Genomic DNA, 13856 nt, shown 5'->3' on the forward strand with positions numbered 1-13856 from the left:
AGACTTTTTCATATCCGTTATTTCTGTTGTCTTCCAATGTATTTCTCCTGATCTTTCTATCGTTGCAAATATCCCGTATTTTCGCAGCCACCACATACGCTCTTTTTTCTGCAAAATGCGCTCAAAATCCACGGAATCTTTTTTCTTTCTGAATTTTTCAGAATTACCGTAACTGTTCAGTGCCCTCACACCTACAGGAACCTCCCCCGGAGCTTCCTTTCGGATGCATGGCAAGTTACGAGCAAAAATCCATTTTAAATCGGCTTCGCCGATGGGATTTTTGCCTTCAAGCCTGTGTTTTATTACGGTCAGCGCAGCAAGTGCACAGACCTACTGAATGATTACGAATTATCCACTATTATAATGCAAATCCGCAGGACTCGCAACAAAAAGCCTGCCGCAAAGTTCCAGACAGATGTGCTTTTTTGCTTAGCGCTATCTGAATCTTCCCCCCTGTATTTTTTTGAATTTTTTTGTAGTGAGGTTTTATGATGAAATTGTAGCAAAAAATTGGTGATAAGTTCAGGTTTTTGTGCAGCTTGTACACAGAGATGTTTATGGATGCAAATTTTCCGTTCGTCTCCCTGCACAGATTTTTGCATAATTGAACAATTACCAAAAAATAAGAGGGGGTATCTTATGATTACTTTACAGCTCGACATGTATCAGGCCTGCGCTCTCGGCGCACTCGTCTATTGTCTCGGACGACTCATGGTCAACAAACTTTCATTCTTAAGCAAGTACTGCATCCCGGCACCGGTTGCCGGCGGTATCGTATTTGCGCTGGCTCATCTGGCATTATATGCAGCCGGGATCCTGGAACTTTCCTTTGACACGACATTACAGAGTGTCTTCATGACGATCTTCTTCTGCAGCGTCGGATTCACAGCCTGCTTCCGTCTCTTAAAGAAAGGCGGCATCCAGGTATTCATGTTCCTCGGTCTCGCGGTCGCGATCTGTGTCATCCAGGACGCAGTCGGCAGCGGACTCGCAGCAGCCTTTGGTTTAAACCCGCTGCTCGGTTTATGTATGGGTTCCATGCCGTTAGTAGGAGGACACGGAACATCCGGTTCCTTCGGACCGCTTCTTGAGACGGATTATGCCGTTGTCGGCGCTACCACTGTTGCTCTCGCGGCAGCTACATACGGACTTGTATCCGGAAGCATGATGGGCGGCCCGATCGCCCGCGCCCGTGTTGAAAAACTCCACTTGAAATCCACAGCAGCTGAGGAAGGCAACGAGACAGCTGAGGTTATGCCAGCCGTTGATGGTCAGAAATTCACAACATCCGCAATGTTTTTAGCGGTTGCCATCGGTCTCGGTACTCTTATTTTCACATTCTTCAAAGATGTATGCCACCTGACATTCCCGACTTACATCGGCGCCATGCTCGCAGCAGCAGCGATCCGCAATATCTGGGATGTCCAGAACAAAGAACTTCCGATGGTCGAGATCGACGCCCTGGGCGGACTTTCCTTAAACCTGTTCCTTTCCATGGCAATGATGAGCTTAAAGCTCTGGCAGTTAGCAGCGCTCGCTCTTCCGATGATCGTCATTCTTCTTGTCCAGACCGTTGTCATGTTCCTGTACGCAAACTTCGTTGTATTCAACGTGATGGGACGTGACTACGAAGCAGCTGCTATGACCACCGCTTTCTGCGGCTTCGGCATGGGCGCTACCCCGAACGCGATGGCAAACATGAGAGCACTCGTTGAGCGCTACGGTGCAGCTCCGAGAGCATTCTTCATCGTACCGCTTGTCGGAAGTCTGTTTGTAGACTTCTTCAACTCCATGGTACTGACGACATTCATGAATTTCCTGTAAATTCCATCTTCAGGAATTTCTGATAGATTCCTGCCGCGGCTCCTGTGTTTTCACCGTGCAGGGAAAAACCTCTATACCAAACCTTCCCCGCTGCCGGTTCCCAGACCGGATAGCAAAAAGCAGGAGCGCCTGTCCGGATGGATCCGGATGGCGCTCCTGCTTTTTATCTTTTCTTTCTGCCTCCCGCCTTAATCTGCGGGCTGCAGATCCTGTTCTGTTTCTGTTTTATTTGCCGATCTTTGACTGGCTCTGTGCCGGTTTCTGATCCTGGCTCTGGCTCTGATCCTGGCTCTGGCTCTGATCCTGGCTCTGGCTCTGATCCTGGCTGTTTCCATTGTCAGCTTCTGCCGGACGGTTCTTTAAGGTTACCTGGACTTCTCTCTCCTGGTAGCTGCCGTTGACAAGAGACTGTACGGTAAGAGTTACAGTATCACCGGATTTATAGTAAGTTAAAAGCTTTGCAAGGTCTGCATAGTTGGAGATCTTCTCACCGTCTAACTTTGTGATGATGTCTTTCTCATGAAGGTCAGATCCTGCTGCTGCGGAGTCTTCCATGATCTTGTAAACATAGACGCCCTGCGGCATTCCGTACATCTTTGCCATGGACTCGTCGATGTTCTGTAACTGGATCCCGAGATAGCCCTGTTCTGATTCGGAAACAGCGATCTTTGTGGTTCTTGTCATCAGATCATCGATGATCGCTTTTGCTTTGGAGATCGGGATCGCATAGCCGACGCCCTCAACACTTGTATCTGCATACTTTGCTTCATTGATACCGATGACCTCACCTTTGGAGTTTAAAAGAGCTCCGCCGCTGTTGCCCGGGTTGATGGCTGCATCTGTCTGGATCACGGTCTTTGTGGTATCGTCAACTTTGATCTCTCTGTTTAATGCACTGACATGTCCGACTGTGACGCTCTGGCCAAGTCCAAGTGCATTGCCGATCGCGATCACGCCCTGGCCCATCTTTAAGGAGTCGGAATCACCGAGTGTTGCCGCTTTGATCTTGCTCTTTGTGTCAGCGGAGATGCTGTCGAGCGGAACAGCGATCACTGCGAGGTCTGCCTCAGAATCGGTTCCCTTGATCGCTGCATCTGCGGTACTCTCATCTGCGAATGTGACCGTAAGACCTTCGGTGTCGCTGACAACGTGGTTGTTTGTGACGATCAGAAGCTCTGAGTCATTCTGTCCGACGATGATGCCGGAACCGCTGCTCGGAACTTCGTAAGTCTGGGACGGTCCGAACCAGCTGTTGCTCTGGTAGAGCTGGGTATTCGTGATCGATACAACGGACGGAAGTGTCGCATCCACGATCGCGGATACATCCTCAATAACAACACCGTTGCTGGATGATGTGGAGGTGTTCGCCGCCGGGACCTGGGAAGTCTGACCGATCGTCTCGCTGGAAGCGCTCGCCTGGGAACTCTGGTACGGGAACAGGGTGTTCGCCGCACGGTTGACTCCGTACATCGTACCTCCGGAGACAACACCGAAGAGAAGTGCCGCCGCTGTGACGAGAGCCGCTGTCTTCATATGCTGGTTCTTCTTCGGAGCATGGTGGCTGTTTCCGTTCTGATTCGGATTCTGTCCATGTCCCTGGTAGTAATCATACTGCTGATACGGGTTTGTGTACTGGTTCTGGTTTCCGTAATACTGCTGATGCTGCTGTCCGCCGTAGTAGGAACCGTTCTGGTTCTGATTCTGGGCATTTCCGTTATATGGCTGACCGCTCTGAGCACCGCCGAGTCTTCCGTAGATCTGTCTTCCGGTGTGTTCGCTCTGTCCCTGGGACTGCTGTGCATCCTGCGGGCGGTTCTGCGGCTGCTGTGCGTTCTGAGCGTTCTGCGCATTTACCGGCTCCCCGCCGTCCTTCTTTTCATTTTCATTGTTCATTTCGTTCCATTTATTTTCATCATACATAACAGGTATCTCCTTTCTGTAACGAGTGATATTTCTGATCATTTCTTCTGCATCCGGATCAGCCTTTCTTCGGAAAACCTGTCTGCCAGATGCTTTCAGATCTTGTCTTTCGTATTTAAGGGATCTCTTTTTTCCTTCCCCTCAACTACATGACATAGTGTACCAGTGAATTGTGATGAAAGTGTGATGAATCATGGATAGTTCTGTGAAATGGAATCACATTTCTGTACACAGTGTCTTTTCGTTTAACCGGACGTTCTATAGGAATTTCCTATGAAACAGGAAATCCCGGGCTATATGAGGAGATCAGCCATTCCTCATACAGCCCGGGATTTCATATGAATGTTTTTTTTAACAATACAGGATCTATTTTGCAAGGATCGCAGTCAGTCCGAAGTAGATCAGGACGATCACGCCAAGGACGATACGGTAATATCCGAAGAACTTGAAGTCATGTTTCTTGACATATCCAAGTAAAAACTGGATCGAATACATGGAAACGATGAACGCGATCACCATCGCTGCCACCATGAAGAAGAGTTCCATCGCGGAGAATGCGAGTCCGTAGTGAACAATCTTTAAGAGGCTGGCGCCGAACATGACCGGAATTCCAAGGAAGAAGGTGAACTCGGATGCTACTGTTCTGGAGCAGCCGAGCATCATCGCGCCGAGGATCGTCGCGCCGGATCGCGATGTACCCGGGACCAGGGCGAGAAGCTGGAATAAACCGATATAGAAGGCGGTCTGGTAGCTGATCTGGGAGACCTTCTTTACCCGCGCCTCCGCATACTGATTGTGGTTCTCAAATGCGATGAAGATCACACCGTAGATGATCAGCATTGCCGCTACGACATACGGATTGTAGAGGTACTTATCCAGAACATCATCAAACAGGATTCCGATGACAGCCGCCGGGAGACACGCGATCACGATCTTGAACCATAAGTGCCAGGTTGCACGTTTCTGTGCCGATTTCTTTCCCGGATCAAACGGGTTCAGCCGTCTGAAATACAGGACCAGGACGGCCAGGATCGCACCTAACTGGATCACAACGCGGAACACGTTCATAAAGTCCTCAGAGACGTTGAGGTGGACGATATTTTCCACCAGGATCAGGTGTCCGGTACTGCTGATCGGAAGCCATTCGGTGAAACCTTCTACGACACCGAATACGATGATCTTCAGAAATTCAATAAAATTACTCATATTCACTCCTATGCTTTATATTTTGAATATAGCGTGCGGTCTTCTTGTTTTCATTGTCATGAAAACAAGAAGCTTCGGGCATCCGCCCTATGTCAACAGGTTCAAAAAAATGCTTCTGCAAGCAAGCTTGCGGCGCATTTTTCCGAACCCGCTGACGCACGCCAGATTGCTAGTTGGCGTTTTCGATCTGCCAGTCGATCGGCTCCAGGCCGTGTTCTTTTAAGAACTTATTTGTCTTGCTGAACGGACGGCTGCCGAAAAATCCGCGGTAGGCGGACAGCGGGCTCGGGTGCGGTGACTCGAGGATCAGGTGCTTCGGGTTCGTCAGCATCGGTTTTTTCATCTGCGCCGGGCGTCCCCAGAGGATGAACACCATCGGGCGGTCCTGTTCATTTAAGATGCGAATCGCGGCGTCCGTGAATTCCTCCCAGCCGATATTCTTGTGGGAGTTTGCCGCATGGGCGCGGACTGTGAGGACCGTGTTCAGGAGCATGACGCCCTGGTCGGCCCACTTCTTTAAATACCCGTTATTCGGGATATAACAGCCGCAGTCCTCATGAAGCTCTTTATAAATGTTTATGAGAGACGGCGGGATCTCCACCGACGGCTTCACGGAGAAGCTCAGCCCGTGGGCCTGCCCCGGCTCATGGTACGGGTCCTGTCCCAGGATCACGACTTTTACTTTGGCGAGAGGCGTGAACGCGAACGCGTTGAAGATGTCATCCGGCGCCGGGTAGACCTCCTTTGTCTCGTACTCGTTCTTTACGGTCTCATACAATTTTCTGTAATACGGCTTTTTGAATTCCCCGCTCATCGGGGCTAACCAGTCATTTGCGATCGCAGCCATATTTCCTCCTTGTAGTATTGATACATCAGTCGAAAAACTCTTCCGCAAATTTCACGGATGATTCCGCCACCGGACATGATTTTCCGGCCAGTTCTTCCGGAACCTGCGAAAAGATCTTATGGACACGGAACAGATACGCCTTATTGTTTAACATCGCCGTCTTCTCAAACGGCCAGCGGATCAGGGACGGATCTTTATAATTCTCCCCGAGCTCCAGAAGCACCGTATTCCTGTTTAAGGTGCAGGAAAGCCACAGCGTGTACGATTTCCAGTTTTCTTCCGTAAAGGATACGCTGTGCGGGACCGCGATATGTCCGGCATCAAACGGGAGTCTTTTTGCGTCCTCGTCTGCCAGGGACGTGATCATATAGTAGTCTTTTCCATCCAGAAACTTCTTTAATTGTTCAGCCGCATGGAGGATTTCCTCTTCCTCCGCGCCTTCTTTCTTCTTCCATTCAGAGCCGATCCCGACAAGGATCTTCTCCGCGGATCCCAGTTTTTCCCTCAGGATCTTCTCTGCTTCTGTCTTTTCCAAATGTTTCCTCCAATATCTGGCAGAAACTGCGCTCCGCCGGACCGGCACTTCTTTTTCGCGCTGTATTTCTATTTTCTGCCATTTTTTGTCGACCGTTACCATCATAACATAAATAGGTTCTTGATTCAACTGATCCATTTTTCTCTTTATTTTTAATTTTCTTAAATTTTTCTGTCCATACCGGAGCCCGATCCGTAAATTTCTCCGCACAAAGTCGCATGTCCGAAATTCCGTCTGCATTTTTCAAAGAGATTCCCGATCCGCTTTCACTTCCTGCCCATAACAAAATGTATATTTTTCTTCTGTCTTTCCCATACTTTTCATATATACGGATCAGCCTGATCCATGACGGATTTTTTATCATCCGTCACACGGAAGCTGACCTGTAAAACCTTCTTAATAGAAAGGATGATCACAATGGAAGAACACACAGTCGATCTGCTCCGGGAATGCGATTCCGGATGCGCGATGGCGGCGGAGAGTCTGGAACAGATCCGGGATTTTGTTTCCGATCAGGGATTATGGAATGAGATCACTGCGAGCTATGAAAAGCACCAGGATCTCGATCTGAGGATCAAAAAGACATTGCGTGCCATGGAAGAACAGGGAAAAGAGCCGGGCAAAATGGCATCCGCCTGGTCCTGGATGTCCACAGAAATGAGGATGATGGCAAAAGGCGGAGACAAAGAAGCCGCCAGTATTGTCACTGACGGCTGTAATATGGGGATCAAGACCATATGCGGTTATAAAAATCAGTATTCCGGTGCCTCAAAGGCCGCCATGGAACTCGCGGACGAGCTCACCGGGATGGAAGAAAATCTCAGAAATCATATGAAGAAATTTCTTTGACTCACTTAGCCTGTGACATAAGGCCGCCGCAATCATGATAAGGCCGGTTCCTACCAAAAATTTGCTTTTCATGATAGCCTTTTTTTATGTTTTCTTTTCTGTAAAAAGGGAGATCGCATAGTATCTCAAATATGCGATCTCCCTCTCTGCATTTTATTTATTTCTCGCGTTTCTTCAATGACCGACCCGCAAAAATCAGTGCGCCGCCAGCCATCATCAACAACCATACCGGCCACCAGGTTTGTCCTGTCTGCGGAAGCTTTGTTTCATCTGTTTCTACCGTCTCAGAGGTAGACTCGTTATTTTCCCCCGTAGTACCCGGAAGATTGGTCTCATCCGTGCCTCCTGCTGTCTGATCTGTCTCCGTTGTATTCGTCGATGTAGTGGTATTTGTAGTTACCGTCTGATTCTTTCTCGTTGTTGTTGAAGAACCAGAGTCATCAGAATCATCGGAGGAATCCGATCGGTTCGCGTTGCTCGGTGATTTAACCGGAGTTCCCGGATTCGATGGATCCGGTTTCGGATCAACCGGCTGATCTGTGGATCCAGAGCCGCCTTTTTCATACAGCAGCGCGAACGGCGAAAATGAATGTGTCGTAAAAGTGATAAACTCCTTTCCAGCAATCACAATTTTTTCACATGAAATCTCGGTTGGTGGATTCTGTCTCAACTGCTCACCTGTATCCACGTTGCTTTCACGATGAAGCGTCTCAAAATGGATGATCCGAAATTCCGAATCTCTGGACGCGTCTTTCGGTACTGGCCAGTAGACATTCATTTTCTGTCCCTCTGCCATTGTCACATACGCGTCTCCATTATGGGTGTCCACTAGATCAAGGTATTTGAAAATATACGAAAATCTTCCATCTGTATTGACGTTCTTATCAAGATACTCTGCCAGGGAACCATCGCCCAGACTCTGATCCACCAGTAGGCGAACGCCGGACGGATCTGTCACTTTGACATTTCCCTTATTAATAAAGTACATCGTATCTGGCTGTGCGGCACTTGCGAGAATCCGCTCAGGAGCATCGAGCTCGAGCTTCGGTCCTCCATATGTCACGTCAGAAAACTTTTCTTCCACATTCCCTCGAACTTTTAAATTTCCAGTTCCCGCACGTACCGTCCGCGTGAGTGTCTTATTTCCCACTTTGATCTTTGCGCGGATAAGAGACGCATTCAGGTTAACGGAATAAATATCTACCTTGTAGTCGCGGAATGTATCATTTTCCTTGACCGGGAAATCAGAGCTGACAATGACAGATCCATCCGGTGCCATAAATTTCAGACCGACCGGAATGGTCTCATCCGTGCCGTTTACCTTACCTGGAAGGATCCGATAAATCCGGTGCTCTGTTCCATTCAGCGTTGAGGAGCTGTGTTCCTCATCTCCATAAAGCTTCAGATTCCATACTATTGTCGTTCCATTTCCATCATCGTAGGTCAGTTCGATATGATCGCTCACATCACTGCCCGCTCCCTCATCCTGAAGAGCCTGACTGATGTTTGCCGGAAGAGTCAGGTAATATCCCATCTCAGGCAGATCATTGGAAGCAAATTGGTTATCCGATCCGATTACGCCTTTGTATCCATTGCCGCCAACATAGACCGTAATATCCATCGGTGTGATCGTGATCGCGTATGCGGAATCCGGATCTTCTTTCCACTCTCCATAAAGAACCGTATCTGTGCTCAATGTCGTTCCATCCACATATTTCTGAGTGAGTTCCTGATCCAGATACCAGCCATCAAATTTATATCCCTCTTCTGATTCCTCCTGCGATTTTGCCGTATATGCGCTGTTAACGCGAACCGCATCATCCACTGGAGGCTTTGCGTCAGACGGCGTGCATGTTCCTACCCACTCATAATGGATTCTTATCCCTGGAATATATGTCATCCAGTCCGTTTCATGCTGGCTTTCTCCTATCGCCAGCCCTGAATGCATTTTTTTACTTGGAACAAAGATTCTGTCGAGATCAGCCGTTTTCGCTGCCTCCGCTCCACCGGCTTCATTTGTATATAATACTAATTTTGTACCAATTGCGCTGAGGTTCTCGACATGATCTTCCTCACTCGTAATCATGATTGGTGCTTCACTGGTTGTTCCTGTATATTCCGATATCATCTTTATATAATGATCCGTCGGAAGATACACATCATTGTCGGAAGCGACCTGTGCGGAATCTCCCATTTCAAAAAAGCCGTTTACATATATTCCATCACCCGTAGTATTTTTCTGATCGCCCGGATTATTGCCAGATACATCGCCGCCTGTCATGGTAAATGTACAATTTGGGGAGATATATGCGCCCCCGGCATTTTCTGCTTTATTTTTCTGACAGGAACCGCCTGTCTGACGTAGCTGTGACCCACGCCAGATATAATAGCCTCCACCTGTACCGCTCGCCTGGTTTTGGGAAATTGTACCGCCTTTTATGAAAAGTTCGGTATTATCTTGTACCATGATTCCACCACCAAAGGCTGCCTTATTTTCTGAAAGCAGACCATCTGAGATCTCGCCGGTTCCCTTCATACTGTACATAAAAATCCCACCGCCAAAGTCTGATACTTTATTTCCTATCAGCTTTCCACCATTCATACGGAATTTTGTACTATTGAAAAACATCGCAAGCGCTCCACCGCTTCCGTCTGTCACCTCATTATCCGCAATTATGCCGTTATTGATTTCAACCGAAACCTCCGGACTATTGTTTCCTGACTGGGGGAACGTTACAAGACCGCCGCCATAGGTTTGAGCCACATTTTCTGAAATCTCGCCACCATTCATAACAAACGAAGCCGGTAATGAAGTAAGCAGCTGATTGTGATTTTCACCTACTCCTGACATATCCTGCCAGTCCGCAAGATAAATTCCTCCGCCATAGCCGAACTGGCTGCCTATCGTGTAGGTTTTGTTTTTCTCAATGGAACCCCCATTCATGACCATTGAGGATCCAATAACCGCTACACCACCACCGCGGTTCGCCGTGTTTCCAGTGATCAGACCACCGTTCATCGTGAATGTACTATTATTTGCGATTGTCACTGCTCCACCATAATGCACGTTATGGTTGGTATTGTTTTGAATAACCGCACCATCATTCATCGTCATATTGAATCCATTGATTCCGAATACAGCTGTTCCCATCATCTGGGCATTATTGTTTTCCAGGATCGCGCCATCATTCAGTGTCAGGCTTCCTCCATGAAATGCCTGAATGATCGAATCTCCTGTTTCGCTCTCGTCCGGATTCTTAATGGTGTTCTCCGCATCGATCACGATATTGCTGAGCGTAAGATTTGAGTTCTCACCCTTCAGGTCGATCATATAGCTTATAAATCCGTAACGGTTCAATGTTTTTCCGTCCAGATCCCATTCTTCTGTTCCGTCTATCACATAATTTCCACAGAGATATACATGTTCAAATGAGTTTTCTTCCATCAAGCTCTTAGCCTGCTCAAACGTTTTGACTGCGTTTTCCCTGTCTAGTCCCGTGTTTCCATCATCGCCATCTGACTGGGATAAATAAATACCATCGGGCAAATCAGCCTTCTGTTTGGTCTTTTTTGTGGCAAAAAGAGCTGGGTTAGAAGCGCTTGCTATGTGTTCTTTGTCATCCAACGGGTATTTCTGTATATCAGATGCCTCTGAATCTGTTGCCTTTATCGGCAGTATCTCTTCTGTTTCATCTGTAGTAGTCGTTCTAGTATTTTGCAATACCCCCCCCAGGGTATCTTTTGCGTATGAAAATGGACTTGCCGAGGCCATGATCATACTAATTGCCAATACCAACGATAAGCATCGTTGTTTCATGTGCAGTCTCTCCTTCTTTTTATTTGCAAATCAGTATTATATTCTCTTATCTTGTGTGGTCATGCCAAAGTAAGTCCTTATAACTTCCGCTTGATTTAAGAATTTTTACAATTTACATACGGGGTATATTATAGCACTAATTTTTACCAAAACAAGTTATTTGAATATTTTCTAAAATTTATAAACTAAATATACCACCTTTATTACATCCAAAATCGGCCCCGGTATTTTTTCTGAAAAGCGCAAAAAAGAGCACACTTTTACATGTACTCTTTTTGCTACGTTTTTCTATCTTCCGGCCGGTGCCCCGCCACCGCCGGAAGCTCCGGCGGATGCGCCGGTCTCAACACCGGCCACCTGCCATACATAGGACTCGTAGGCGGAGACGAGATTCAGTTTTGCCGTATTCATCGCTGCCTCGCCGGAGAGCCATGCGGATTCACCGGAAAGATAGGCGTTCTTTGAGAGCATGCCTGCTGCCTGCTTCTTCTGCACCGTATCCCATGCCTGTTTTGCGGCGGAATAGGCGCTCTCCGCTGCCTCATACTGGGATACGGCATTCTGGAGATTCTCGTATGTGGATCTCAGGCTGATCTCCGCGTTCTGGGATGCCTCGCTGATCCGCTGCTTTCTGAGCTCCCGGTTATCCGTTCCGGTGACCTTTGATTTCATCTCGCTGACCCAGGTGGGATCGTTGCTGATGGCTGTCTGAAGGTCATTCTCCACAGAAACTGCACGGATCGCCGTCATATCCGGATCCGGGACTGTGCCGATCTCCACATCGGTACGCCCGGAAAGTCCGAGCAGCGTCAGAAGACTTTCCTTCAATTCACTCTGCTGCTCTTTCAGGGATGCCAGGGAGTTCTGCTGCCGTTCCAGGCTGCTCTTCTCCGACTCCAGCTCCGTATCCTTGATGAGACCAGCCGACCGTTTCTTCACCGCCGCGTCGTAGGAACTCTGCGCCGCCTCCACATTTTTTTCCATCGCCGCCACATTGGCTGCCATCTGGTTGTAGGAGTTCATCAGGTTCTGTGCCGATGCCGCCAGGGTATCCGCCAGATCCTCCATGGTCTTCTCCTGACTTGCGGAATTCATTCGGTTGATCGTAGACTGCACCTGCGCCATGGAAGTGCGGATATTCTTCGCGTTATTCTCGTAGAGTGCCTGCATTTCTGTATCGCCGTCATCCTTATAGGAGTCCGCCATCTTTTTCAGGTAGTTGTACTCTTCCTTTAACGTCTCGTGCATCTTTTCATAGGGCGCACTCTGGCGGTTCTGGCTGTCCTGACTCTGCAGATAGGAAAAGTTTCCCGCTTTGATCAATTCCCGCAGATCGCTGTACTCGATCTTCGTGATCTGGCTTGAATCTACGGAATCGGATTCCGCTGCGTAAGATATGATTTTGCAGGATGAGAACGCTCCGGCAATCAATCCATGCATATTTCCGAGGATACTGTCCGCGTTGTTCCCACCTCCGGCTGCCGCGAAAATTGCCGCGCCGAATAGCAGACCGCCCATCCATTTTTTATATGTTTTCATTCTTTCACCTCACATCAACTCATTCCCAAACTACATTCCATGCCATTTTGCGTTTTTCTGCTGTGACAGGAATCATTCCCGGCAAAAAGGAACTTATGACGCCGACGCCAGTCCTGCCACAGCCCAGTCATATGTGACCTTCGCGGTGAGAAAGCTTAACCTTGCAGATTCCATGGAAGTTTTCGCAGAAAGGCAGGCAGATTCCTGCTTTGCGTATGTCTTCTTTGTGATGGTTCCGGCGGAGAGTCTTAGCTCTGCTGCTGCCCGTTCCTTCTCCGCAAGCTCATAGTTCGTCTTCGCCTGTTCGTAACTGTCCTTTGCGAGTACCAGGCTGTTGTAGGCGTTCTTCACGTTTGTGGAAACCGTGTCTTTCTGATTCGACAGTGTGCTTGTATAAGTCGCTCTGTTGTTCTCCGACTGGGAGTTCGCAAGTCTGCGCTCCGTAATTTTAATGCTGTAGTTGTTCGCAATAGCTGTCTGGATATCTGAATCCACATTAATGGAGGAAACTGCGGAGGTGTCCACATCCGGCAGACTTCCGATCTCCACGGAATCATTGTAGTTCCAGCCTGACATGATAATGAGCTGCTGTCTCGTCTGCTCTAAACTGCTCTTCGCGGCTTGCAGGGACGCCTTCACATTTGTAACCGCCTCCGCCGCGTTGTCGACCTCCGACTGCAGGGTCATTCCCGCGGATTTTCTCGTCTGCGCCTGGGTGTATGTGGTCTCCGCCTGGGTCACTGCATCCTCTAAGGTATCCAGGGATGCCTTCCCACTATAATAGGAGATCATCAGCTTCTGTGCCTGCTGCACGATGCTTTTCTCCGCCTGTTCATATCCAAGGCGCTTTATCTCACCGTCATCCACGTTGTTATCTCCCTGCTCCGTCAGGTTATCCACGGAGATCTCGCTGTTTAACGCCTGGGAGATCTGTCCCGCGTAGTTTGCGCTGTCATCGTCCGGGTAGCTGATCCGCTCGGATACCTCGCTTGCGGAATCATAATACTCCTTTGCGATATCCGTGCTGGTCTTTCCCTTATATTTCTGGTAGTCCAGCTCATTCTGGCGGACTGTCGTGTTGTACTCGTGGATCAAGTCCGCAATCTCCCCGTATTCCAGCTTGTTATCCTGGAGAGACGCCCATTTTTCCGCTGTATATGCAAATTCCGGGCTGGTCGCGAACGCCTGGAGCGGCGTCACACTCATCATAAGTGCCATAGCGAACAAGCCTGCAATCTTCCATTTCTTCATGCTGATATCCATTCCTTTCTGCGGCAGATACAGGTCCGCCCTGGGGATAAATTCCCCCAGGGTGTTCC

The 13856-nt window shown here is 48.6% G+C and carries 9 protein-coding genes; 2 read left to right on the forward strand and 7 right to left on the reverse strand.

Annotated elements, in window-relative coordinates; translation table 11 throughout:
- Nucleotides 1-639: 639 nt before the first annotated feature.
- On the forward strand, nt 640-1824 hold the full coding sequence (gene gltS, locus ACI3EW_RS13735; protein WP_118533313.1) for a sodium/glutamate symporter: 1185 nt from the start codon (nt 640-642) through the stop codon (nt 1822-1824).
- Nucleotides 1825-2049: 225 nt separating this feature from the next.
- Here gltS and ACI3EW_RS13740 read toward each other — a convergent pair whose 3' ends face one another.
- The 4 genes from ACI3EW_RS13740 to ACI3EW_RS13755 form a co-directional block, all read right to left on the reverse strand.
- On the reverse strand, nt 2050-3744 hold the full coding sequence (locus tag ACI3EW_RS13740; RefSeq protein ID WP_405580155.1) for a S1C family serine protease: 1695 nt from the start codon (nt 3742-3744) through the stop codon (nt 2050-2052).
- 366 nt (nt 3745-4110) lie between these two features.
- Entirely contained in the window at nt 4111-4950 is an 840-nt protein-coding gene (locus ACI3EW_RS13745; protein WP_118533315.1) for an undecaprenyl-diphosphate phosphatase, read from the reverse strand.
- A gap of 169 nt (nt 4951-5119) precedes the next feature.
- The gene (locus ACI3EW_RS13750; RefSeq protein WP_118533317.1) at nt 5120-5797 is read right to left on the reverse strand and encodes a uracil-DNA glycosylase; all 678 of its coding nucleotides are present in this window, start codon (nt 5795-5797) and stop codon (nt 5120-5122) included.
- Nucleotides 5798-5822: 25 nt separating this feature from the next.
- Complete coding sequence (locus tag ACI3EW_RS13755) at nt 5823-6332, reverse strand: hypothetical protein (RefSeq protein ID WP_142412735.1); 510 nt, start codon at nt 6330-6332, stop codon at nt 5823-5825.
- A gap of 417 nt (nt 6333-6749) precedes the next feature.
- Here ACI3EW_RS13755 and ACI3EW_RS13760 point away from each other — a divergent pair, with 417 nt between their 5' ends.
- A complete protein-coding gene (locus tag ACI3EW_RS13760) occupies nt 6750-7181 on the forward strand; it encodes a hypothetical protein (RefSeq protein WP_118533321.1) in 432 nt (143 codons plus the stop codon).
- Between the two features lie 157 nt (nt 7182-7338).
- On the opposite strand, the gene ACI3EW_RS13765 is transcribed toward ACI3EW_RS13760, so the two are convergent.
- The 3 genes from ACI3EW_RS13765 to ACI3EW_RS13775 all read right to left on the reverse strand — a co-directional run bounded on the left by ACI3EW_RS13765 (nt 7339) and on the right by ACI3EW_RS13775 (nt 13788).
- Nucleotides 7339-10728 carry an InlB B-repeat-containing protein gene (locus ACI3EW_RS13765; protein WP_405580150.1) on the reverse strand — a complete coding sequence of 1130 codons (3390 nt, stop codon included), beginning with the start codon at nt 10726-10728 and terminating at the stop codon, nt 7339-7341.
- 558 nt (nt 10729-11286) lie between these two features.
- Nucleotides 11287-12537, reverse strand: a complete 1251-nt coding sequence (locus ACI3EW_RS13770) for a TolC family protein (protein ID WP_118533325.1) — start codon at nt 12535-12537, stop codon at nt 11287-11289.
- Between the two features lie 93 nt (nt 12538-12630).
- A complete protein-coding gene (locus ACI3EW_RS13775) occupies nt 12631-13788 on the reverse strand; it encodes a TolC family protein (RefSeq protein WP_182426868.1) in 1158 nt (385 codons plus the stop codon).
- Between the last annotated feature and the right edge of the window lie 68 nt (nt 13789-13856).

This window comes from Pilosibacter rotomagensis (assembly GCF_045062245.2).
In the GTDB taxonomy this organism is placed as follows: Bacteria; Bacillota; Clostridia; order Lachnospirales; family Lachnospiraceae; genus Pilosibacter.